At 60.9% G+C, this 20,881-nt stretch carries 16 protein-coding genes and 1 riboswitch; of the genes, 4 read left to right on the top strand and 12 right to left on the bottom strand.

The features are described 5' to 3' along the window. Position 1 precedes the first annotated feature (1 nt). Positions 2-889 carry a carbohydrate ABC transporter permease gene (locus ACU8HS_RS11745; RefSeq protein WP_112703808.1) on the bottom strand — a complete coding sequence of 296 codons (888 nt, stop codon included), beginning with the start codon at positions 887-889 and terminating at the stop codon, positions 2-4. Positions 890-994: 105 nt separating this feature from the next. Next, the gene (locus ACU8HS_RS11740) at positions 995-2,287 is read right to left on the bottom strand and encodes an extracellular solute-binding protein (RefSeq protein ID WP_112563488.1); all 1,293 of its coding nucleotides are present in this window, start codon (positions 2,285-2,287) and stop codon (positions 995-997) included. A gap of 202 nt (positions 2,288-2,489) precedes the next feature. Here ACU8HS_RS11740 and ACU8HS_RS11735 point away from each other — a divergent pair, with 202 nt between their 5' ends. The 3 genes from ACU8HS_RS11735 to ACU8HS_RS11725 all read left to right on the top strand — a co-directional run bounded on the left by ACU8HS_RS11735 (position 2,490) and on the right by ACU8HS_RS11725 (position 6,852). Next, positions 2,490-3,494, top strand: coding sequence for a Gfo/Idh/MocA family protein (locus tag ACU8HS_RS11735; RefSeq protein WP_113412844.1), 1,005 nt, complete (start codon positions 2,490-2,492; stop codon positions 3,492-3,494). A gap of 10 nt (positions 3,495-3,504) precedes the next feature. Further along, positions 3,505-4,503, top strand: coding sequence for a LacI family DNA-binding transcriptional regulator (locus tag ACU8HS_RS11730; RefSeq protein ID WP_112563484.1), 999 nt, complete (start codon positions 3,505-3,507; stop codon positions 4,501-4,503). Positions 4,504-4,608: 105 nt separating this feature from the next. Continuing rightward, the gene (locus tag ACU8HS_RS11725; protein ID WP_447014456.1) at positions 4,609-6,852 is read left to right on the top strand and encodes a glycoside hydrolase family 2 protein; all 2,244 of its coding nucleotides are present in this window, start codon (positions 4,609-4,611) and stop codon (positions 6,850-6,852) included. 19 nt (positions 6,853-6,871) lie between these two features. Here the strand turns inward: ACU8HS_RS11725 and ACU8HS_RS11720 are convergent, their stop codons facing one another. From ACU8HS_RS11720 to ACU8HS_RS11705, 4 genes are all read right to left on the bottom strand, one after another. Then, positions 6,872-7,987 carry an ABC transporter ATP-binding protein gene (locus tag ACU8HS_RS11720; RefSeq protein WP_112563480.1) on the bottom strand — a complete coding sequence of 372 codons (1,116 nt, stop codon included), beginning with the start codon at positions 7,985-7,987 and terminating at the stop codon, positions 6,872-6,874. Between the two features lie 3 nt (positions 7,988-7,990). Next, positions 7,991-8,932: a carbohydrate ABC transporter permease gene (locus ACU8HS_RS11715; protein ID WP_112754847.1), complete on the bottom strand. Its 942-nt coding sequence runs from the start codon at positions 8,930-8,932 to the stop codon at positions 7,991-7,993. Then, complete coding sequence (locus ACU8HS_RS11710; protein ID WP_112563477.1) at positions 8,929-9,882, bottom strand: carbohydrate ABC transporter permease; 954 nt, start codon at positions 9,880-9,882, stop codon at positions 8,929-8,931. The genes ACU8HS_RS11715 and ACU8HS_RS11710 overlap by 4 nt, the downstream gene beginning before the upstream one ends. Positions 9,883-9,960: 78 nt before the next feature. Next, entirely contained in the window at positions 9,961-11,220 is a 1,260-nt protein-coding gene (locus ACU8HS_RS11705) for an ABC transporter substrate-binding protein (protein WP_112563475.1), read from the bottom strand. A 309-nt stretch (positions 11,221-11,529) separates the two neighbouring features. On the opposite strand from ACU8HS_RS11705, the gene ACU8HS_RS11700 reads away from it, so the two are divergent. Beyond that, on the top strand, positions 11,530-12,582 hold the full coding sequence (locus ACU8HS_RS11700; RefSeq protein ID WP_112563473.1) for a LacI family transcriptional regulator: 1,053 nt from the start codon (positions 11,530-11,532) through the stop codon (positions 12,580-12,582). A gap of 8 nt (positions 12,583-12,590) precedes the next feature. On the opposite strand, the gene ACU8HS_RS11695 is transcribed toward ACU8HS_RS11700, so the two are convergent. The 6 genes from ACU8HS_RS11695 to metE form a co-directional block, all read right to left on the bottom strand. Continuing rightward, complete coding sequence (locus ACU8HS_RS11695; RefSeq protein WP_112703814.1) at positions 12,591-13,814, bottom strand: adenylate/guanylate cyclase domain-containing protein; 1,224 nt, start codon at positions 13,812-13,814, stop codon at positions 12,591-12,593. A 104-nt stretch (positions 13,815-13,918) separates the two neighbouring features. After that, entirely contained in the window at positions 13,919-14,893 is a 975-nt protein-coding gene (gene nrdF, locus ACU8HS_RS11690) for a class 1b ribonucleoside-diphosphate reductase subunit beta (RefSeq protein WP_112756276.1), read from the bottom strand. Between the two features lie 183 nt (positions 14,894-15,076). Continuing rightward, the gene (gene nrdE / locus ACU8HS_RS11685) at positions 15,077-17,245 is read right to left on the bottom strand and encodes a class 1b ribonucleoside-diphosphate reductase subunit alpha (RefSeq protein WP_113412842.1); all 2,169 of its coding nucleotides are present in this window, start codon (positions 17,243-17,245) and stop codon (positions 15,077-15,079) included. Then, positions 17,224-17,637: a class Ib ribonucleoside-diphosphate reductase assembly flavoprotein NrdI gene (gene nrdI, locus ACU8HS_RS11680; RefSeq protein ID WP_113412841.1), complete on the bottom strand. Its 414-nt coding sequence runs from the start codon at positions 17,635-17,637 to the stop codon at positions 17,224-17,226. Before nrdI ends, nrdE begins: the two co-directional genes overlap by 22 nt. Before the next feature lie 13 nt (positions 17,638-17,650). Continuing rightward, on the bottom strand, positions 17,651-17,872 hold the full coding sequence (gene nrdH / locus ACU8HS_RS11675; protein WP_037103253.1) for a glutaredoxin-like protein NrdH: 222 nt from the start codon (positions 17,870-17,872) through the stop codon (positions 17,651-17,653). Positions 17,873-18,135: 263 nt separating this feature from the next. Beyond that, positions 18,136-18,362, bottom strand: a riboswitch (cobalamin riboswitch). Between the two features lie 175 nt (positions 18,363-18,537). After that, on the bottom strand, positions 18,538-20,862 hold the full coding sequence (metE, locus tag ACU8HS_RS11670) for a 5-methyltetrahydropteroyltriglutamate--homocysteine S-methyltransferase (protein WP_447014455.1): 2,325 nt from the start codon (positions 20,860-20,862) through the stop codon (positions 18,538-18,540). Positions 20,863-20,881: the final 19 nt, after the last annotated feature.

The raw sequence follows: 20,881 nt of genomic DNA, 5'->3' as shown, positions 1-20,881 counted from the left end.
ATCAGATCTCCACTTTCATGGCCCGCACATAGCCGATGCCGAGGATCAGCGAGATGATGAGCGCGACGACCGCGACCGCAGCACCGTAACCGAGCTGGAAGGCCGTAAACGACTGGTTGTAGATATAGATGCTGACGACCTCCGTCGCCCCGCCCGGCCCGCCGCGCGTCAGCGCATAGACGAGGCCGAAGACGGCGATGGTGGAGACGGCCGAGATCAGCATGTAGAGCAGGATCGTCGGCATCATCAGCGGCAGGGTGATGCGGCGAAACATCTGCGAGGGTGTGGCGCCATCCATGCGCGCCGCCTCGTAGATCTCGGAGGGAATCGTGCTCAGGCCCGCCGTCAGCAGGATCATCGCGGTCGCGATACCGCGCCAGGTATTGACGATGATAATCATCGACAGCGGGAAGGAATTCAGCCAGTCGACGGGATCAATGCCGAAGAGGGCGACGATGCGCGACAGCGTCGCATGTTCGCCGCCGGCCAGCATCGAGATCCACATGAAGCCGGCAACGACTTCGGGAGCGGCATTCGGCAGCAGGATGATCGAGGAGAAGAACTGCCGGAAACGGATCGGCCGGCGCAGCGCCATCGCCGAAATCAGCCCGAGCACGAACTGGCCGATGACGGCAGACCCCATGACGAAGACGAAGGTGACGAACAGCGAGTTCCAGAACTTCGCATCGTTGAAGAGGCGCACATAGTTGCGGATGCCGACGAAACGCGGCCGCAGCGCCGCAGCCCCCGTCAAGGCCTCGTTGGTGAAGCTCAGGTAGACGGAATAGAGGGCGGGATAGATCACAAAGGCCAGAAGCAGGATCAACGACGGCAGCAGAACAAGCAGGAGTTGGCGCTCGGTTCGCTTTTCATGAGAGTTTCGGGCCATTGAAGCTCACAACCTTATCGAATGAATCCGGCTTATCGAATGAAAGCGGAAGACGCGGCGATCATGCCGCGTCCCCGTCCTGGGCGGAAAAAAGAGGTCAGCGGCTCACTTGACCATGTCGTCGCCGAGCGTTTCCTTGACGTAGTCGACAAGGATCTTCTGGGCGCCGGCTGCATCGGTTTCCTTGCGCAGCAGGGCTTCGGTGGCGCGCGCCACGCCTTCGGCAACCGTGCCGAAGCCGGAAGCCTGCTTCAGGAACACGCCGTTTTCAGCAGCGGCATGGATCGGAACGAGTTCCGTCAGCTTCTGGAATTCCGGATCCTTGGCGGCATCCTTGCTGGCCGGAATATTGCCGATGCGAGCAGCATAGGAAACCTGCGTTTCGACCGAGCCGATTTCCATCAGCGCCTTCTTGGCAAGTTCCACATTGGCGGACTTGGAATTGACGGCCCACGGAGCGGCGAGGTTGGCAAGCACGTACTGGCCGCCGCTCTGGCCCGGAACCGTCCAGGTCCCGACGACCTTGGTCACGTCGGGGATCGGGTTCTTGCTCTCACGGCCCCAGTCGAAAATGTAGCACCAGGAGCCGCAGGTGGTGGCGGCAAGCTTACCGGCCGGGAACATTTCGTACTTCGGCACGACCCAGGGCTCCGGTCCGAGCAGCGGCTGCACCGGCATCAGGTCCTTGTCGATCAGCGTCTTGTAGACGTTGAAGACATCCTTCACGCCTTCGCCGTTGAGATCGAGCTTGCCGTCGGCATCGACGAGCTGCGGCGTCTTGGAACCGACGATCAGGTGCTGGAAGCCCTCGTCGAAGGCGCCGCTGCCCCAGGAAACGCCGGCCGGGAAGAGCAACCCGTAGGAGCCGGTCTTCTGCTTGATCTCGGCAGCGCGATCGAGCAGCTCCTGCCAGGTCTTCGGCTGCTCGGTGGAAATGCCGGCTTTTTCGAGAACGTCCTTGCGATAGTAGATTTCCTGGATGCCGAGCATGAAGGGCATCACATAGGTTTCGCCATCCGGGCTGACGGCAAGCTGCTTGGCGACGTCATAGAGGTTGGCGTAGCCGTCCCAGGCCTTGAATTCGGCAGTGACGGGCGCGAGGTAGCCAGCTTCCACCATGTCGGCGACGGCCGCCGTCGTCGGAATGGAGAAGAGGTCGGGTGCATTGCCGGCGCCGAGTTCGGTCAGAAGCTTGGTGAGATAATCCTTGTCCGGCGCCGGATATTCGACGACCTCGACCGTCACGCCATATTTTTTCTCGATCCGCTCGACGGTCGACTTCATCGCGTCGATGCCGGCCTGGCCGTGATTGGCGATACGAATTGTTTCCGCATGAGCCAGCGTCGAAACCGCGCTGAGCAGGATGGCGCACAGGCCACCGATAACCGTCTTCTTCAACGGAAGTCCTCCCTTTTTTAGAGCCACGGCGCCCTCCAGCACCGGTGAAGAAAATGTACACGCATTCTGAATGCTGACAAGATGATTTTTCAAGCCGAAGATAACGGCAGTTTATTACATTGATTTTGAACGGTTATTTATAACTTGCACCAGACAATGCGTTTGTGTAATCGTTTGCACAACACCATCAGGGAGGATTTCGATGTCTCAGAAATTGCGCCTCGGCGTCATCGGCGCCGGCTTGAAAGCGGCCGAATACGCCCAGAGCTGGGCGACGATGCCGGAAATTGAATTCGCAGCACTCGCCGACACGACGGAAACCTCCCGAAAGCGCCTCATCGACGTCTGCACCGCAGCCGGCGCGCCCGAGCCGAAAAGCTTCGAGGACTATCGCGTCATGCTCGAAAAATGCCGCGACGAACTCGATATCGTCTACGTTTCGACCCCGCATGCTTTCCATGCCGAGCAGGCGACGGCCGTGGCCGAAGCCGGCCTCGATCTCTTCCTCGAAAAGCCGATGGTCACGACGGTCGCCGAGGCGCAGACGCTGATCGCCGCACAGAAGAAGAGCGGCGTCACCATCGTCACCGCCTTCCAAGGCGGCCTCTCGCCGCTGGTGCTCGACACCCGCAAGCGTGCGCTGTCGGGCGAATTCGGCGAGCTTATCGCCATTTCAGGCATGATCTGGGAAAGCTGGTCTTCCAACTATGACGGCCATTGGAAGCAGCAGCCGGAAATCTCCGGTGGCGGCTTCATGTTCGATACCGGCGCGCACATGATGAACACGGTCTGCCTGCTCGCCAACTCCGATTTCGACAGCGTTTCCGCCTACATGAACAACCACGGCAAGAAGGTCGATATCGCCACCGCCGTCTCCGCCCGCCTGAAGAACGGCGCGCTCGCGACGCTGACGGCCGCCGGCGAAGGCCCTCCCGGCTGCGCCTCCTACATCACCTTTTTCTATTCCAAGGCGATCGTGCGCATCGACGCCTGGGGCGGCTGGCGTGAAATCAGCGTCGGGCGCATCAGCGAGCCGCGCGAAGAGGCCGAGATTCTCGGCAATCCGATGAAGAATTTCCTCGCCATCCGCGCCGGAACGATGGAAAACTCCGGCTCCGTTGAAATGGGTCTCAGATTCGCTAGGCTCTGGGATGCAATCAAGGAATCGGCGGCAGCCGACGGCACGCCCGTCAGGATTGCCGGATAGGCGCACGAGAATGAGCGGAACGAACAGACGGCGGATCACCTCGAAGGAACTGGCAAAACTCGCCGGCGTCTCCTCGGCGACGATTTCGCGCGCCTTTTCGCCGGATTCCAGGATCGGCAGCGCCACGCGTGACCGCATCCTCGCCGTCGCCCGCGAATATGGCTACCAGCCGAATGCGATTGCGCGCTCGCTGAACAACCAGCGCTCGCGCCTCGTCGCCCTCGTCGTCAACGCCATCGGCAACCCCTGCGAGGCCGAGGAACAGCAGCTCCTCGTCCACCGCCTGCAGGCCCGCCAGCTTCTGCCGATCCTGCTCTGCTGCGCCGATCATTCCGACCGCCTGCAGCTGATGCGGCTCGCCTCCACCTATCAGGTCGATCACGTCGTCATCTTCTCCGACATGGTCTCGATGCAGGACGCGGTCGATATTTTCCATACGACGCGGCCGATCATCGTCTCCTTCGAGCCGCTGGAGAACGAGGACGTCTCCAATATCCGCATCGATGGCGCGCTCGGCGCCGGCGAGATCATCGACAAGATCGTCGGCGACGGCAAGAAGCGCTTCGCCTATCTCTCGGGCACGAAGTCGAGCTGGATCGACAAGCTGCGGCGCAAATGGTTTGCCGATGCGCTCGCCCGCCACGGCCTCTCTTTCGAAGCGGAAGCCTTTGGCGACTATTCCTATGATTCCGGCTTCAAGGAGGCCGTCCTGCTGCTGCACCGCTCCAAGGTCGATGCCATCATCTGCGGCAACGACGTGATGGCGATCGGCGCGCGCGATGCTGCCCGCCGCGTGCTCGGGAAGAATACGCCTGAGGATATCGCCATTGTCGGCCAGGACGGCATTGCCATGGCCGCCTGGGATTGCAACGACCTGACGACGCTGAGCCTCGACCACGTAGCCTTCATGGACGCCGTCGTCGAAGTGATCGAACGCCATGAGGCCGGCGACGAAGGCCCGCACAGCATCACGCTTGCCTGCACACCCCGCTGGGGTTCGACCGCCTGAGGGGCGGTTCCAGCTATTCGGTTCGAGGAGGACTACCGATGACCACCCTTTCCCGCGCCGCCGCCAGGCGCCGCCTCTCCCCTTTCGCCTGCCGGGGAGAATGAAATGCGTTCCGTCGTTTCCCTGAACGAATCCTGGAGTTTCCACGAGGGCTTCGGCCAGCACCTGACGGAAGCCTTTGACGGCGCGAGCATGGTCCACCTGCCGCATACGGCCGTCGAGCTGCCCTTCAACTATTTCGACGAGAAGCGCTACCAACGCGCCTTCACCTATCAGAAGGTGCTGCGCTGGCTGCCGGAATTCGAAGGCCGTGAAGTCTCCATCCTCTTCGACGGCGCCATGGCCGACAGCATCGTTTACCTGAACGGCGAAGAGATCGTCGCCCACAAGGACGGCTACACGCCTTTCGAGGCCCGGCTCACCGGCAAGCTGGTCAAAGGCGACAATCTCATCACCGTCAGGATCGACGGCAGCGAGAACCCCGCCATCCCGCCCTTCGGCGGCCGCATCGACTATCTCACCTATGCCGGCATCTATCGCGACGTCTGGCTGAAGGTCACGGACAAGATCTTTATCCGCAACATCAAGATCGAGACGCACGACGTCCTGTCCGATGCCAAATCGGCAACGGTGCGGGTCGATATCGCCAATCCGCAGGGCCTTGCCTATACGGCGACCGTCACCGGATCGCTGAGGGACGCGCATGGCAATATCCTTGCAAGCGCGGCCGGCGAAACGATCGGCACAAATACAACCCTGTCCTTCGGCGGCCTGACCGAGATCGAACTCTGGGACCTGTCGAACCCGGCGCTCTATGAAGTCTCCGTCGAACTGAAGACCGAACATGGCGCCGACAGGACCACCGGCCATTTCGGCTTCCGCACTGCCAAATTCACGCCGGAAGGCTTCCTTCTGAACGGCCGTTCCGTAAAGCTGCGCGGCCTCAACCGCCATCAGGCCTATCCCTATGTCGGTTATGCCGCCGGCCGCTCCGCCCAGGAGCGTGACGCCGACATCATGAAGACGGTGCTGAAGTGCAATATCGTGCGCACTTCGCATTATCCGCAGTCGAAATGGTTCCTCGACCAGTGCGACCGCATCGGCCTCCTGGTTTTCGAGGAAATCCCCGGCTGGCAGCATATCGGCGATCTCGACTGGCAGAAGGAATCGATCGAGAACGTGCGCCGCATGATCGAGCGCGACTGGAACCACCCTTCGATCGTCATCTGGGGCGTGCGTATCAACGAATCGCTCGACAGCCACGACTTCTACACCGCCACGAACCGCCTGGCGCACGAACTCGATTCAACCCGCCAGACCGGTGGCGTTCGTTACCTGACCGAAAGCGAACTGCTGGAAGACGTTTATACGATGAACGACTTCATCCTCGGCAACGAGGAGCTGCCGGGCGCCAACCGCCCGCGCACCGCACTTCGCGGCCAGCAGGAAAATACCGGCCTGTCCTACAAGGTCCCCTACATCATCACCGAATTCAACGGCCACATGCATCCGACCAAGATGTATGATGCCGAGCAGCGCCAGGCCGAACATGTGCGCCGCCATCTGGAAGTGTTGAATGCTGCCTATGGCGACCCGGACATTTCAGGCGCCATCGGCTGGTGCATGTTCGACTACAACACCCACAAGGATTTCGGCTCCGGCGACCGTATCTGCTACCACGGCGTCATGGACATGTTCCGCGAGCCGAAATTTGCGGCCTACGTCTATGCCAGCCAGTGCGACCCTTCCGATGAGATCATCATGAAGCCGGTCACGTTCTGGGCACGCGGCGAACGCAGCATCGGCGGCGTCTTGCCGCTGATCATCCTGACCAATTGCGACGAGGTGGAGCTGACTTACGGGACGCTCACCAAGCGTATCGGCCCGGACCGGGAAAACTATCCGCATCTGCCGCACCCGCCCGTCGTGCTCGACCACCGCCATTTCACCCAGGACGAACTCGGCCGCTGGGGTCTGGAATGGATCGACGGCGAATTCACCGGCTTCATCAACGGCAAGCCCGTAGCGAAACTGACGCTCGCCGCCGATCCGCTGCCGACCAGGCTGGACGTCGCGCCCGACCGCACGACGCTGAAGGCCCGCGAACGCGACACGACCCGCGTCGTCCTGCGCGCGCTCGACCAGTACGGCCAGCGCCTGCCCTTCCTCAATGATGTGGTGACGCTGACCGTCCACGGTCCGGCCAGGATCGTTGGCCCGACGGCCGTGCCCCTGCAGGGCGGAACCGCCGGCTTCTGGCTGGAGGCAACGGGCTTGACGGGCGAAATCACGGTCGAAGCGACATCTGGCCGCTTCGCACCGGTCACGATCTCCGTGGCGTCCGTCTGACGGGCGCCAGTTTCGCTGGCTAAGCGATCCTCAACTGGCTGGCCGGATCGAAGAACACCGCCTTGTCGAGATTGAAGGCAAGGCGGGTGTTCTGGCCGGGCAGGATGCCGGCATCGGCGCCAAGACGCGCCACCACCGACTTACCGCCGAGCTTGGTGACGGCAAACGTATCCGAACCGGCCGGCTCCACGACCTCGATGGCGCAATCGCCGTGCACGACCGACTTGGCCTTGCGGTCGGCGCCGTCGATATCGGTCAGGGCTTCCGGGCGAATGCCGAAGATCACCTGCTTGCCGGCATAGCCGGTCAGACTGTTATTGCCGGCATTGACCGGCAGCTTCAGCGGCTCGCCATTCGGCCGCTCCAGCGACACCTGCAACCCGCCCGCGCCGTTTTCGACGGTGGCGTTGAGCAGGTTCATGGCCGGGGACCCCATGAAATCGGCCACGAAGACATTGGCCGGGCTGTTATAGATCTCGGCCGGCGTGCCGAACTGCTGCAGCACCCCGTCTTTCAGAACGGCGATCTTCGTTGCCAGCGTCATCGCCTCGATCTGATCGTGCGTGACATAGACGATCGTCGTGCCCATGCGCTGATGCAGGCGCTTGATTTCCGTGCGCATGTCCACGCGCAGCTTCGCGTCGAGGTTGGACAGCGGTTCGTCGAACAGGAAGACCTGCGGATTGCGCACCAGCGCGCGGCCCATCGCCACGCGCTGACGCTGACCGCCCGACAGCTGCGACGGTTTGCGATCGAGCAGATGACCGATCTGCAGCATGTCGGAGACCTGCTTGATCGCCTTTTCACGCTCTTCCTTCGGCACGCCACGGATTTCCATGCCGAAGGCGATGTTGCCGGCGACCGTCATGTTCGGATAGAGCGCATAGCTCTGGAACACCATGGCAATATCGCGCTTGGACGGATGCAGATCGTTGATCGCCCGCCCGTCGATGCGGATTTCACCTTCGGTGATCGCCTCGAGCCCGGCAATGGTGTTGAGCAGCGTGGACTTGCCGCAGCCCGACGGGCCGACCAGCACCAGGAAGCCGCCCTTTTCGAGTTCCAGGTCGATCCCCTTGAGAATATCGACGGCGCCGAAGCGCTTCTTGAGACCGGAAATTTCAAGGAAAGCCATGGATCACCCTTTGACGGCGCCCGCCATCAGACCGCGCACGAAGTAGCGGCCGGCGAGGATATAGACGATGAGCGTAGGTACGGCCGCGATCATCGCCGCAGCCATGTTGACATTGTATTCGACCACGCCGGTCGAGGTATTGACGACGTTGTTCAGCGCCACCGTCATCGGCATGGAATCGCCCGTGCCGGCATAGGCCGAAGCGAAAAGGAAGTCGTTCCAGATATTGGTGAACTGGTAGATGACCGTCACCACGATGATCGGCAGCGAGTTCGGCAGCATGATGCGGCGGAAGATCTGGAAGAAGCTCGCGCCATCCACCTGCGCCGCCTTCACGAGCTCCGTCGGGAAAGCCTCGTAGAAATTGCGGAAGAATAGCGTCGTGAAGCCGAGGCCGTAAACGACGTGCACGAAGACGAGGTTCACGGTCGGATTGCCGAAGCCAAAGCTGAAGCCCGTGGCATTCTGCAGCGTCATGCCGAAACGGCCGAGCGCGCCCAGAATGGTCGCCATCGGCAGGAGCACCGACTGGAACGGGATGAAGCAGGCAAAGAGCATCAGCCCGAAGACCAGCGTATGGCCCGGAAAACGCCATTTGGTCAGCACGTAGCCGTTTAGTGCACCCAGGATAGTCGAGATCGCCACTGCCGGTACGACCATCTTGATCGAGTTCCAGAAATAGCCCTTGATGCCGGTGCAGGTGAGGCCGACACAGGCTTCGCCCCAGGCCTTGAACCAGGGGTCGAGCGTCGGCGACTGCGGCAGCGCCAGCATGTTGCCGCCCTGGATCTCGTCCATGGTCTTGAACGAGGTCGTCAGCATCACGAAGAGCGGCATCAGATAGAGAACCGCAAAGATCAGCAGCAGGCCGTAAATGATGACCCGGCCGATCCAGCGGCCGCTATTGCCGCTATGCGCGATCTCGGAGGAGGTAATGCTGCTCATCGCGCCTTCTCCCTCAGTTCGGAATAGAGATAGGGAACGATGATCGCCGAGATGGTCATCAGCATGATGATGGCGCTCGCGGAACCGACAGCCATTTCATTCCGCTTGAACGTATATTCGTACATGAAGTTGGACGGCAGCCAGGCGGAACCGCCGGGGCCACCCGATGTCAGCGCGACCACGAGGTCGTAGGATTTGATCGCCATATGGGCGAGCACGATGAAGGCCGACAGGAAGATCGGCCGCAGCATCGGAATGACGATGCGCCGGTACATCTGGAAGGGCGAGGCGCCATCGATCTGCGCCGCCTTCATGATTTCGCCGTCGATACCGCGCAGGCCGGCGAGGAACATCGCCATGACGAAGCCCGAGGCCTGCCAGACACCGGCGATGACGACGGTGTAGATGACGAAATCCTTGTTCTTGATCCAGTCGAAATGGAAGCTCGTCCAGCCGAAATGGTGCAGCGTCTGCTCCAGCCCGAGCCCCGGATCGAGGAACCATTTCCAGGCAACGCCTGTTACGATGAAGGAGAGCGCCATCGGATAGAGGAAGATCGGCCGCAGGATACCTTCGCCGCGGATTTTCTGGTCGAGAAGGATGGCGAGCAGCAGGCCGAGCCCCAGGCAGATGAAAATATAGAGGAAGCCGAAGATCCCCATATTGGTGATCGACGTGTACCAGGAGGACGGCGGATCGCTCTCGAACGTCCAGCGCCAGAGCCGCTGATAGGCGCGCGAGCCGGTCAGCGCATAGGACGGAAAGGTCTTGGAATTGGTGAAGGAGAGATAGGCCGTCCAGACGATGAAACCGTAGACGAAGATGACGGTGATGAGGAAACTCGGCGCCAGCACGATCTTCGGCAGCGCATCCTGCAGCCGGCCTCGAATGGACGTGCGGGTGGAAGATTTCGACGTCAGGACCGGATCCGTGGTCGCAACTGTGCTCATGGGATCATCTCCTCCCCGCATGGCAGGGGCTGTGGCTTTCCCGCAGGAAAGGCGGGAAAGCCGTGATCGGTGGGAATGTTAGCGGGCGTCGTCGATGGCTTGGACGAGCTGGGTTACGGCTTCGTCCGAGGTCTTGATCTGACCATGGACGAATTTCGAAACGACGTCCTTATAGGCGTTGGCGATTGCCGGCGGGGCACCATAACCCTGTGCCAGCGAACCGAACAGCGTGCCGCCCTCGTTGGCAGCCTTCAAGTCGGCAATGCCCTTCTTGCCGCAGGCGTCGAAATCCGTATCCGGAACGTCGGTACGGGCAGGAACCGAACCCTTGACGACGTTGAAGGCGGACTGGAAGCTCTTCGACAGCGTTGCCGTGGCGAGCGCGACCTGCGCGGCCTTGCGGTCGTCGGGAACGTTGAACATGCCGAACATGTCGGAATTGTAGATCACGCTGCCGTCGGTGCCGGGGAAGCGGTAGCACAGGAAGTCGGTGTTCGGGGTCTTCTTGGCGGCGACGAATTCGCCCTTCGCCCAGTCACCCATGACCTGCACGAGCGCATCGCCCTTGATGACCATGGCGGTCGCCAGGTTCCAGTCGCGGCCCGAGAAGTTTGGATCGACATACTGAATGATCTTGGCGAGGTTATCGAACGACTTCTTCATCGTGTCGGACTTCAGCGACTCCTCGTCGAGATCGTTGAAGGCCTTCTTGTAGAACTCCGGACCGCCGGTCGACAGCACGATGGAATCGAACATCGTGGCTTCCTGCCAGTTCTGACCGCCGAGGGCGAGCGGGATGACGCCGGCTGCCTTCGCCTTGTCGAGCAGCGCGATCAGGTCGTCGAAGGTCTTCGGCTGCGTACCGCCGATCTTGTCCATGACGGACTTGTTGATCCAAAGCCAGTTGACGGAGTGGACGTTGACCGGTGCTGCGACCCACTTGCCGTCATAGACGGAGAACTTCTGCAGCGCGGCCGGAACAGATTTGTCCCAGCCTTCCTTCTTCGCCGTCTCGGTCAGGTCGCCCATGACGCCGGCCTGGGCATAGTCGAGCACGGTGTAGCCGAGCATCTGCGAAGCGGTCGGATAGGTACCGGCCGCAACCATCGCCTTCAGCGCGGTCATGGCCGCATCGCCGCCGCCGCCGGCGACCGGAACGTCCTTCCAGGCATAGCCTTCCTTGGCAAGGTCGCCCTTCAGCACGTTGAGCGCCGCGGCTTCGCCGCCCGACGTCCACCAGTGCAGCATCTGGACTTCCTTGACGTCGGCCGCATGAGCGCTGCCGAAGCCCGCCATCATCACGACAGCAAGGGCTGCCGAGCTCAAAAACTTGCGCATGAATATCCTCCCGTTCGTGAATGGGCAGCGAGATCCGCCTCAGCCGCCCCGATGCTGTCCGCCGCAAGGGCGGTCAGGCACCAGACCGCGCCTCCCAGCGCGGTTGACAATTTAAAACGTTATAAACGCAGCCGCGTCAAGTCCTTCCTCGACTCCCGAGAAAAATATGATTAGTCAAATAACTGTTGATTTTATTTGATTTTTTTGGAAGAGCTAAGAAATCGTAAAAATTTAAATCGTTTGCATTGATTGATTGCACGCCGGTTTCATCGTGTTATTGTAGCCGCGATCCAGCACGGAATGTCCTCAGTGACCGAATCGTCCCAACTGCAACGTGGTGAAAATCCGGACGCCGCGCAAAGACGCGGCAAGCCGACTTTGCGCACGATCGCGACCTTGACCGGTCTTGCGGTGACGACGGTTTCGCGCGCCTTGAGCGATGCGCCGCAGATATCGGTCGAGACGCGCGAGCGCGTCCACCGCATTGCCCGCGAGATCGGCTACCTGCCCGACCGCGCCGCCCAGCGCCTCAAGACGGGCCGCACCAATGTCATCAGCATCCTTCTCGATCCGCACCAGGAAGTCGTCGGTTTCGGCACCGCCATCATGTACGGCATCGCCAAGGTGCTGAAAGAGACGTCCTACCACCTCGTCGTTGCCCCGAATTTCCTATCGACGACCGATCTCGAAGCGGCGGAATATATCGTCCGCAACAATTTCGCCGACGGCCTGATCTTCACGCGCACGGAGCCCTTCGATGCGCGCGTGCGGATGCTGCAGGAGGTGGGCTTCCCTTTCGTTTCCCACGGGCGCACCGAATTTTCGACGCCGCACCCTTATGTCGATTACGACAATTACGCCTTCGCCTATGAAGCCACCCGGCGCCTGATCGCCAAGGGCAGGAAGAAGGTCACGGTCGTCATGCCCCCGAAACGCCTGACCTTCAGCCAGCACATCCTTCACGGCTTCATGACCGCCGTGCGCGAGGCGGGCGTCGCCTACGAAATATCGGAGGCCGTCACGCTCGATTCGCCGGCCAACGAACTGAGGGATTTCTTCCGCGCGCGCGCCGCCGCCCCTGACGTTCCCGACGGTTTTGTCTGTCCGGGCGAGGTTTCCGCGCTGGCGCTCGTCAGCGCGATGGGCGATGCCGGCCGCGTCCTGGCCGAAGATTACGATATCGTCGCCAAGGAGACGTCCCATCTCCTGACGCACCTTCAGCCGAAGATCGACACGATCTACGAGGATCTGGTCGAGGCCGGCGAACATCTCGGCCGGATGCTTCTTCAGCGCATCGGCAATCCGGCAGCCGAAAACGACAGCCTGCTGCTGCCGCCGCAGATCAACTTTCCGCTCGCCTGAGCGTGCCGTCAGTTGTCCCGGAAGGCGAAGACGTCGACCGGCTCGCCGAGCCCGCGCAACGGGAAGGTGCCGAGATCGTCCATCTCTTCGTCGCAGCTCGCCATCTCGACGAAAGCGCGCGACAGCAGTACGGGCCGCTTGACCTCCTTCGTCAGGCTTTCGAGCCGCGAGGCGATGTTGACCGCCGGGCCGATAACGGTGAAGTCCAGCCGCCGGCGTGATCCGATATTGCCGTACATGACATCGCCGACATGCACGCCGACGCCGTAACGCAGCGGATCGCGGCCCGCGCGCCGCAGCCTCTTGTTCAGCCGCGCCATCGCCGCCTGGCCGCCGCGGATCGCGCTCAGAAGATCGTTGCAGGCGGTCGGCTTTGTCAGCGGAAAGATAGCCAGCAGTCCATCGCCCATGAATTTGAGGATCTCGCCGCCGTTGCGCTCGATCGGATCGGATATGGCATCGAAATAATCGTTGAGCAGTTGAATGACATCGTCGCGCGGCCAGAGATCGGAAATGCTCGTAAAGTCGCGCAGGTCGCAGATCATGATCGCCGCCCCCACCGTCATGCCGCTGCCGCGCGTCGTAACGCCGGAAAGAATCTGTTCGCTCGCGTGCGGCCCCACATAGGTCTGCAACATCGTGCGTGCCATGATGTTCTTCAGCCTGATTTCGCTGACGAGCGTCAGGGCCGGCAGCAGGTCGCGCAGGAAATCGATGTGATCGTCGTCAAAGCCGCCGGGCTTGTTGGTGGAGAAGGTGACGATGTGGCGCTTGTCGAACGTATGCTCGACAGGCCAGGCGATATATTCGGTAAACCCGCCGTCCCGCAGCTCCTGATAGAGCGGATAGGTATATTGCTCCCCGTCGCCTTCGAGGTTCATCCGCACCTCGCCCGCGCCGTTGTGGATCTCGTTGACCGGGCTGTTCAGGAACTGCGGCGTCTTTTCCACGCCATAGGCAAAGGTGTTGATCTTTGCCTCCTTCATCCCTTTCGTCCACAGGATGCGGGCACCGATCCATTGCGGGTGATTGGTGCGAAAATGCAGGCTCGAGCGCGTCACCGGCACACCGGCCGCCAGGAGCCTCTCGCACATTTCCACCAGGATATTGTCGATGAAGCGCTCGCCGCGTGTCTCGTTGACCAGCCAGTCGAGAATCCGGCGCCGGCGGATCGGCCAGACGCCCTCGGCAGCTTCGCCGGACGCATCCGCCCTTTTGAAAGAAGACTTCATCGAAAACTCCCGCTACGCCACATCAGACCGAAAACAGAATCTCTGCTCGCGCTGAATGTGGGCGATAGCGGGCCGGATGATAAGGGGCTACGTGCGGTTAATCCCTAGAAATCCCAGTCTTCGTCTTCGGTGGCGACAGCCTTGCCGATGACATAGGACGAGCCTGAGCCCGAGAAGAAGTCGTGGTTCTCGTCCGCATTGGGCGACAGCGCCGACAGGATCGCCGGATTGACCTTGCAGGCCTCGGCCGGAAACAGCGCCTCGTAGCCAAGGTTCATCAGCGCCTTGTTGGCATTGTAGTGCAGGAACTTCTTGACGTCCTCACTCAGCCCGACGCCGTCATAGAGCGCTTCTGTATATTTCGCCTCGTTGTCGTAGAGTTCGAGCAGCAGGTCGAAGGCAAAATCCTTGATCTCCTGCCGGCGCTCTTCGGAGAGTTTTTCCAGGCCGCGCTGGAACTTGTAGCCGATATAATAGCCGTGCACCGCCTCGTCGCGGATAATGAGCCGGATCATGTCCGCCGTATTGGTGAGCTTGGCGCGGCTCGACCAGTACATCGGCAGATAGAAGCCGGAATAGAAAAGGAAGCTTTCGAGGAAGACGCTCGCAACCTTCTTCCTGAGCGCATCGCCGGACGCATAATGCTCCATGATCAGCGCCGCCTTGCGTTGCAGGAACTCGTTCTCCTCCGACCAGCGATAGGCATCGTCGACATCTGGCGTCAGGCAGAGCGTCGAGAAGATCGAGGAATAGGAGCGCGCATGCACCGCCTCCATGAAGGAAATGTTGGAGAGCACCGCCTCCTCATGCGGGGTTGCCGCATCGGCCATCAGCTTGACCGCGCCGACGCCGTTCTGGATCGTGTCGAGCAGCGTCAACCCGGTGAAGACGCGGATCGTCAGCTGCTGCTCGGCCGCCGTCAGCGTTGCCCAGGAGGGAATGTCGTTCGACAGCGGCACTTTTTCCGGCAGCCAGAAATTGCCGGTGAGGCGGTTCCAGACTTCGAGATCCTTGTCGTCCTCGATACGGTTCCAGTTGATGGCGCGCACGCGGGAGGCGGGTTTGAAGGCCATGTTCATTAGTCTGTCTTTCCTCGACAAAATCTGTTGGAGTTCGTGGCCCCCTCACCCTGCCCTCTCCCCGCTGGGGGAGGGGGACGCCGTGCAAGCCGCTTGTTTCTTCTCCCCATCGGGGAGAAGGTGCCGGCAGGCGAATGAGGGGGCCACGGGCTCGAAACTCTCGGCCCAGAGCCGGAAATCAAATCACAGCGTGCAAGACACGCAGCCCTGCACCTCGGTACCGGACAGCGCCATCTGGCGAAGGCGGACGTAGTAGATCGTCTTGATGCCCTTCTTCCAGGCATAGATCTGGGCGCGGTTGATGTCGCGCGTCGTTGCCGTATCGCGGAAGAACAACGTCAGCGACAGGCCCTGGTCGACATGCCGGGTGGCCGCCGCGTAGGTATCGATGATCTTCTCCGGTCCGATCTCGTAGGCGTCCTCGTAATAGTCGAGATTGTCGTTGGTCATGAACGGCGCGGGATAATAGACGCGGCCGATCTTGCCTTCCTTGCGGATCTCGATCTTCGACACGATCGGGTGGATCGAGGAGGTCGAGTGGTTGATGTAGGAGATCGAGCCCGTCGGCGGCACGGCCTGCAGGTTCTGATTATAGAGCCCGGAGGCCATGACGGCCTTCTTCAGCTCCAGCCAGTCTTCCCGCGTCGGAATATGAATGCCGGCGCCGTCAAACAGCGCCTGCACCTTCTCGGTCGCCGGCTTCCATTCCTGCTCGGTATATTTGTCGAAATAGTCGCCCGAGGCATATTTCGACTTCTCGAAACCCTTGAAGCTTGAACCACGCTCGACCGCCAGGCGGTTGGAGGCGCGCAGCGCGTGATAGGTCACCGTATAGAAATAGATATTGGTGAAATCGACGCCCTCTTCCGAACCGTAGTGGATGCGCTCGCGGGCGAGATATCCGTGCAGGTTCATCTGTCCCAGGCCGATGGCGTGGCTGTCGTCATTGCCCTTTTCGATCGACGGAACCGAGGAAATATGGCTCATGTCGGAAACGGCCGTCAGCGCCCGGATCGAGGTTTCGATCGTCTTGCCGAAATCGGATGAATCCATCGCCATGGCGATGTTGAGCGAGCCGAGATTGCAGGAAATATCCTTGCCGAGATGCTTGTAGGACAGGTCGTCGTTGAAGGTGCTCGCCTCGCTCACCTGCAGGATTTCCGAGCAGAGATTGCTCATGGTGATGCGGCCGTCGATCGGGTTTGCCCGGTTCACCGTGTCTTCGAACATGATGTAGGGATAGCCGCTCTCGAACTGGATCTCGGCGATCACCTGGAAGAATTCGCGCGCCTTGATCTTCTTCTTGGTGATACGGGCATCCGCCACCATCTCGCGATACTTCTCCGTCACCGAGATTTCGGTGAAGGGCACGCCATAGACCCGCTCCACGTCATAGGGCGAGAAGAGGTACATATCCTCGTTGTTCCTGGCGAGCTCGAAGGTGATGTCGGGCACGACGACGCCGAGCGACAGCGTCTTGATGCGGATCTTCTCGTCGGCATTTTCGCGCTTGGTATCGAGGAAGCGCATGATATCGGGGTGATGCGCGTTGAGATAGACGGCGCCCGCCCCCTGCCGCGCACCGAGCTGGTTGGCATAGGAGAAACTGTCTTCCAGCAGCTTCATGACGGGAATGATGCCGGAGGACTGGTTCTCGATCTGCTTGATCGGCGCACCGGCTTCACGGATGTTCGTCAAGGACAGCGCCACGCCGCCGCCGCGCTTGGAAAGCTGCAGTGCGGAATTGATGGAGCGGCCGATCGATTCCATATTGTCTTCGACGCGCAGCAGGAAGCACGAGACGAGCTCGCCGCGCTGTTTCTTGCCGGCATTGAGGAAGGTCGGCGTTGCCGGCTGGAAACGGCCGGTGATGATCTCTTCGACCAGATCGCGGGCGAGCTGCTCGTTGCCCCCGGCCAGCGTCAGCGCCACCATGCAGATACGGTCTTCATAACGCTCCAGGTAGCGCTTGCCGTCGAAAGTCTTCAGCGTATAGCTGGTGTAATATTTGAAGGCGCCGAGGAAGGTCGGAAAACGGAACTTCTTGGCATAGGCCTGGTCGAACAGGTCACGCACAAAATTGAAAGAATACTGGTCGAGCACGTCCTGCTCGTAATAGCCTTCAGTTACGAGATAATCGAGCTTCTCCCGAAGATTGTGGAAGAACACCGTGTTCTGGTTCACATGCTGCAGGAAATACTGCTTGGCCGCCATGCGGTCCTTGTCGAGCTGGATCTTTCCCTCATCGTCATAGAGGTTCAGCATCGCGTTCAGCGCGTGGTAGTCCAGCGCTTCGGCCGCCTTCAGCGGCTTTGCGCCCGCATCTCGCGTCAGGCTTGTTCCCGTGTCCAAAATCGTCCCATCCCGTTTTTGACATTGGCGACATCCTCGGCAGTTCCCAGAAGCTCGAACCGGTAGAGATACGGCACCCGGCACTTCTGCGAGATCACGTCGCCGGCAAGCCCGTAGGTCTCGCCGAAATTGCTGTTGCCCGCAGCAATCACGCCGCGGATGTTGGAGCGGTTTTCCGCGTCGTTGAGGAAGCGGATCACCTGCTTGGGCACGGCTCCCTTCACGATTCCCGGGCCGCCGTCGCCGCAATAGGTGGGCGAGATCAGCACATAGGGTTCGTGAACGTGGATGTCTTCAGCGCCGAGGGGAATGCGCGCCGCGCGCAGTCCCAGCTTCTCGACGAAACGATGGGTATTCTCGGACCGGCTGGAAAAATAGACGATCAGGCCCATCGCTCCTCTCCGCTCAGGAGAGCGCGCTGATCATGTCGGGACGGAAACCCGCCCAGTGGCTGTCGCCGGCAACGACGACCGGGACCTGCATGTAGCCCATGCCGCGCACGCGATCGAGCGCGTCGGCATCCTCGGAAATATCGATGATCTGATAGTCGACGCCCAGACGGTCGAGGGCGCGGTAGGTAGCGGTGCACTGTACGCAGGCAGGCTTGCTGTAAACGGTAACGCTCATCATGTTCCTCGTGATGTCAATGGATTCCGGACGCAATACCGGGATCGGGCGCCTTGCGGCGTCCGAGGCAACGCTTGATATGGATCTGGCAAATGGGCGTATTACACGCCGAACACTCTTCCCCGCAGGATCTGCGCAGGCGGCGGTTTTGATGCTCTCGACATGACTTCAACCCCGAAGTGTTCATGCGGACGTTCGGGGGCAGCGCAACGGATGCGGATTTCTCCGCCTGACATCTACGCGACCTTCCGGACACCCCGCCCGTGGACATCTCGTTCAAGGCAGGTCTCCTGGCTCGCGGGTCGAAGCACCCTGCCCCCAGCCTTCCCAAAGCTTCATGCCTCAGTGACCTGAAATCGGACAGTTGCTCGCCGCTTACAGTTGCGGGGGCAGCTACGGCCTTGTCGCGCCGTCATGGCGAAACGCACCGTATTCCCGTCTTAGCCCTCGACTCTCGCGAATCGAAAGAACCTTGAACACTAGATATAGTACGCGAATCCCGGTTTGCGTCAACGGATGGTTTGTGCATCGCGTTACGGCATGTTTGAAATCGCTGCATTCCTGTGAAAAACGTGGTTAACGGATGCTTAAAGAAAGCAGGCTGCGGAGGAGGGCTTGCGGGTGGAAGCCGGCAGATCGCCGGCTTCCGGGAATCACTTGGACGCTCAGGAGTGGGTCGATGCTGCCGCCCCACGCAGCAGCCTTGCGGCAGCGACCATGTTGACGAGCGCCGGGCGAACCTCTTCCCACTTGCGCGTCTTCAATCCGCAATCCGGATTGATCCAGAGCTGCCCATCCGTCAGACGCTGGCGCGCCAGCGTCAGGAGTTCGGTCATCTCCTCGACTTCGGGAACGCGGGGCGAATGGATGTCGTAGACGCCGGGGCCGATCTCGTTCGGATATTTGTAGCTGCGGAAGGCCTCCAGCAGTTCCATCTTCGACCGTGAGGTCTCGATCGAGATCACGTCGGCATCCATCGCCGCAATCGCATCGATGATCTGGTTGAACTCCGAATAGCACATATGCGTGTGGATCTGCGTTTCGTCCGATACGCCGGATGAGCACAGGCGAAAACTTTCGACAGCCCAGTCGAGATAGGTCTTCCAATCGGCCTTGCGCAGCGGCAGACCTTCGCGAAGGGCGGCCTCGTCGATCTGGATCATCGCCGCGCCGGCCCGTTCGAGATCGAGCACCTCGTCACGGATCGCGAGCGCGATCTGCCGGCTGACATCGGCACGCGAGAGATCGTCGCGCACGAAGGACCAGTTGAGGATCGTCACCGGCCCGGTCAGCATGCCCTTGACCGGCTTTTGCGTCAGCGATTGCGCATAACGCCACCATTCCACCGTCATCGGTGCGGGGCGGGAGACGTCGCCGAAGATGATGGGCGGGCGGACATAGCGCGAGCCGTAACTCTGCACCCAGGCATGCTGCGTGAAGGCAAAGCCGGAAAGCTGCTCGCCGAAATACTGCACCATGTCGTTACGCTCGAATTCGCCGTGGACGAGCACGTCGAGGCCGATCTCTTCCTGCCAGCGGATCGCCGCTTCGGTCTCCTTTTTCAGGAAGGCATCGTACTCTGTCTCGCTGATCGTGCCCCTGGTGAAGGCCGAGCGGGATTTTCGCACGTCCGACGTCTGCGGGAAGGAGCCGATCGTCGTCGTTGGAAAGAGCGGCAGCCGAAGTTTACGCTCCTGCAGGCCTGTCCGCTCGGCAAAGGCACTGCCGCGTGTCTTCATCGCCGCATCGATCGCGCCGACGCGCTGCCTGACTTTCTGGTCATGCACGCGCGCGGATCGAGCCCGCGAGGCGACGGCCTGCGAGGCGGCCGCAATCGCCCCGGAAGCATTGCCGGCATTGCCGAGCGCTGCAATTTCGTCCAGTTTCTGGGTCGCGAAGGCGAGCCACGATCTCAGCTCACCATCAAGCCCGGTCTCCAGTTCCAGATCGATCGGCACATGCAGCAGCGAGCAGGAGGGCGCGATCTGCAGCCGGTCGGCACCGAAATGCCGGACCAGCGGTTCAATCTTCTCCAGGATCGCAGCGAGGTCCGCCCTCCAGATGTTGCGCCCGTCGATGACGCCGAGCGACAACACCAGGCCGTCAGGCGCCTTGAGAAGCGCGTCGATCTGCTGCGGAGCGCGAACGAGATCGACATGCAGCCCCGCGACCGGCAACGCAAGCGCCATCGACAGATTGTCGCCGATTGCGCCGAAATAGGTGGTGAGCATGATCTTCAGGTTCGGCACCAGTTCGTGCAGCGCCCCGTAGGCATGTATGAGAGCCGCCTGCTCTTCTCCCGAGAGATCCAGCACGAGGCACGGTTCGTCGATCTGTACCCAGTCGGCCCCGGCGGCGCTGAGTTCCGCAAGCACCCTTGCATAGACCGGCAGCAGGCGTTCCAGCAGGCTGATCGGCGCAAAATCTTCCGCGCTTCCCTTGGCGAGTTTCAGGAACGTGACCGGACCGAGAATGACAGGACGTGTATGGATGCCGAGCGTCTTCGCCTCGATGAAGGCATCGAGCGGCCTGTTGGCTGTCAGTGAGAAGGACTGATCGGGACCGAGTTCCGGCACCATATAATGATAGTTCGTATCGAACCATTTCGTCATTTCCAGCGCCGGCACGCCATGCCCCCGATGGTGCTGATGGCCGCAATCGGCATGCGCCTCGTCGCCGGTCGCCCCGCGCGCCAGGGCGAAATAGATGTCGAGCGAAACCAGACCGCCCTTCCAGCCATAGGCAGCAGGAACGGCACCGACCATGACGGCCGTGTCGAGCACATGGTCGTAAAGCGAGAAATCGTTGGAAGGGATGATATCGATCCCCTTCTCTTTCTGCAGGCCCCAGTTTTCGGCCCGCAGCCGCTTGGCCACGTCGAGAAGCGCGCCGGCGTCGGATTTGCCGGCCCAATAGCTTTCCAGCGCGAATTTCAGTTCGCGATGTTTTCCGATCCTCGGAAAGCCGAGATTGGCAGTCTTGATGGTCATTTCCTTACCCCGAAGGTTA

This window comes from Rhizobium sp. KDH_Rht_773_N (genome assembly GCF_052946295.1).
The sequence above is the reverse complement of the archived record's forward strand: the minus strand, read 5'-3'. Positions and strand labels throughout refer to the sequence as shown.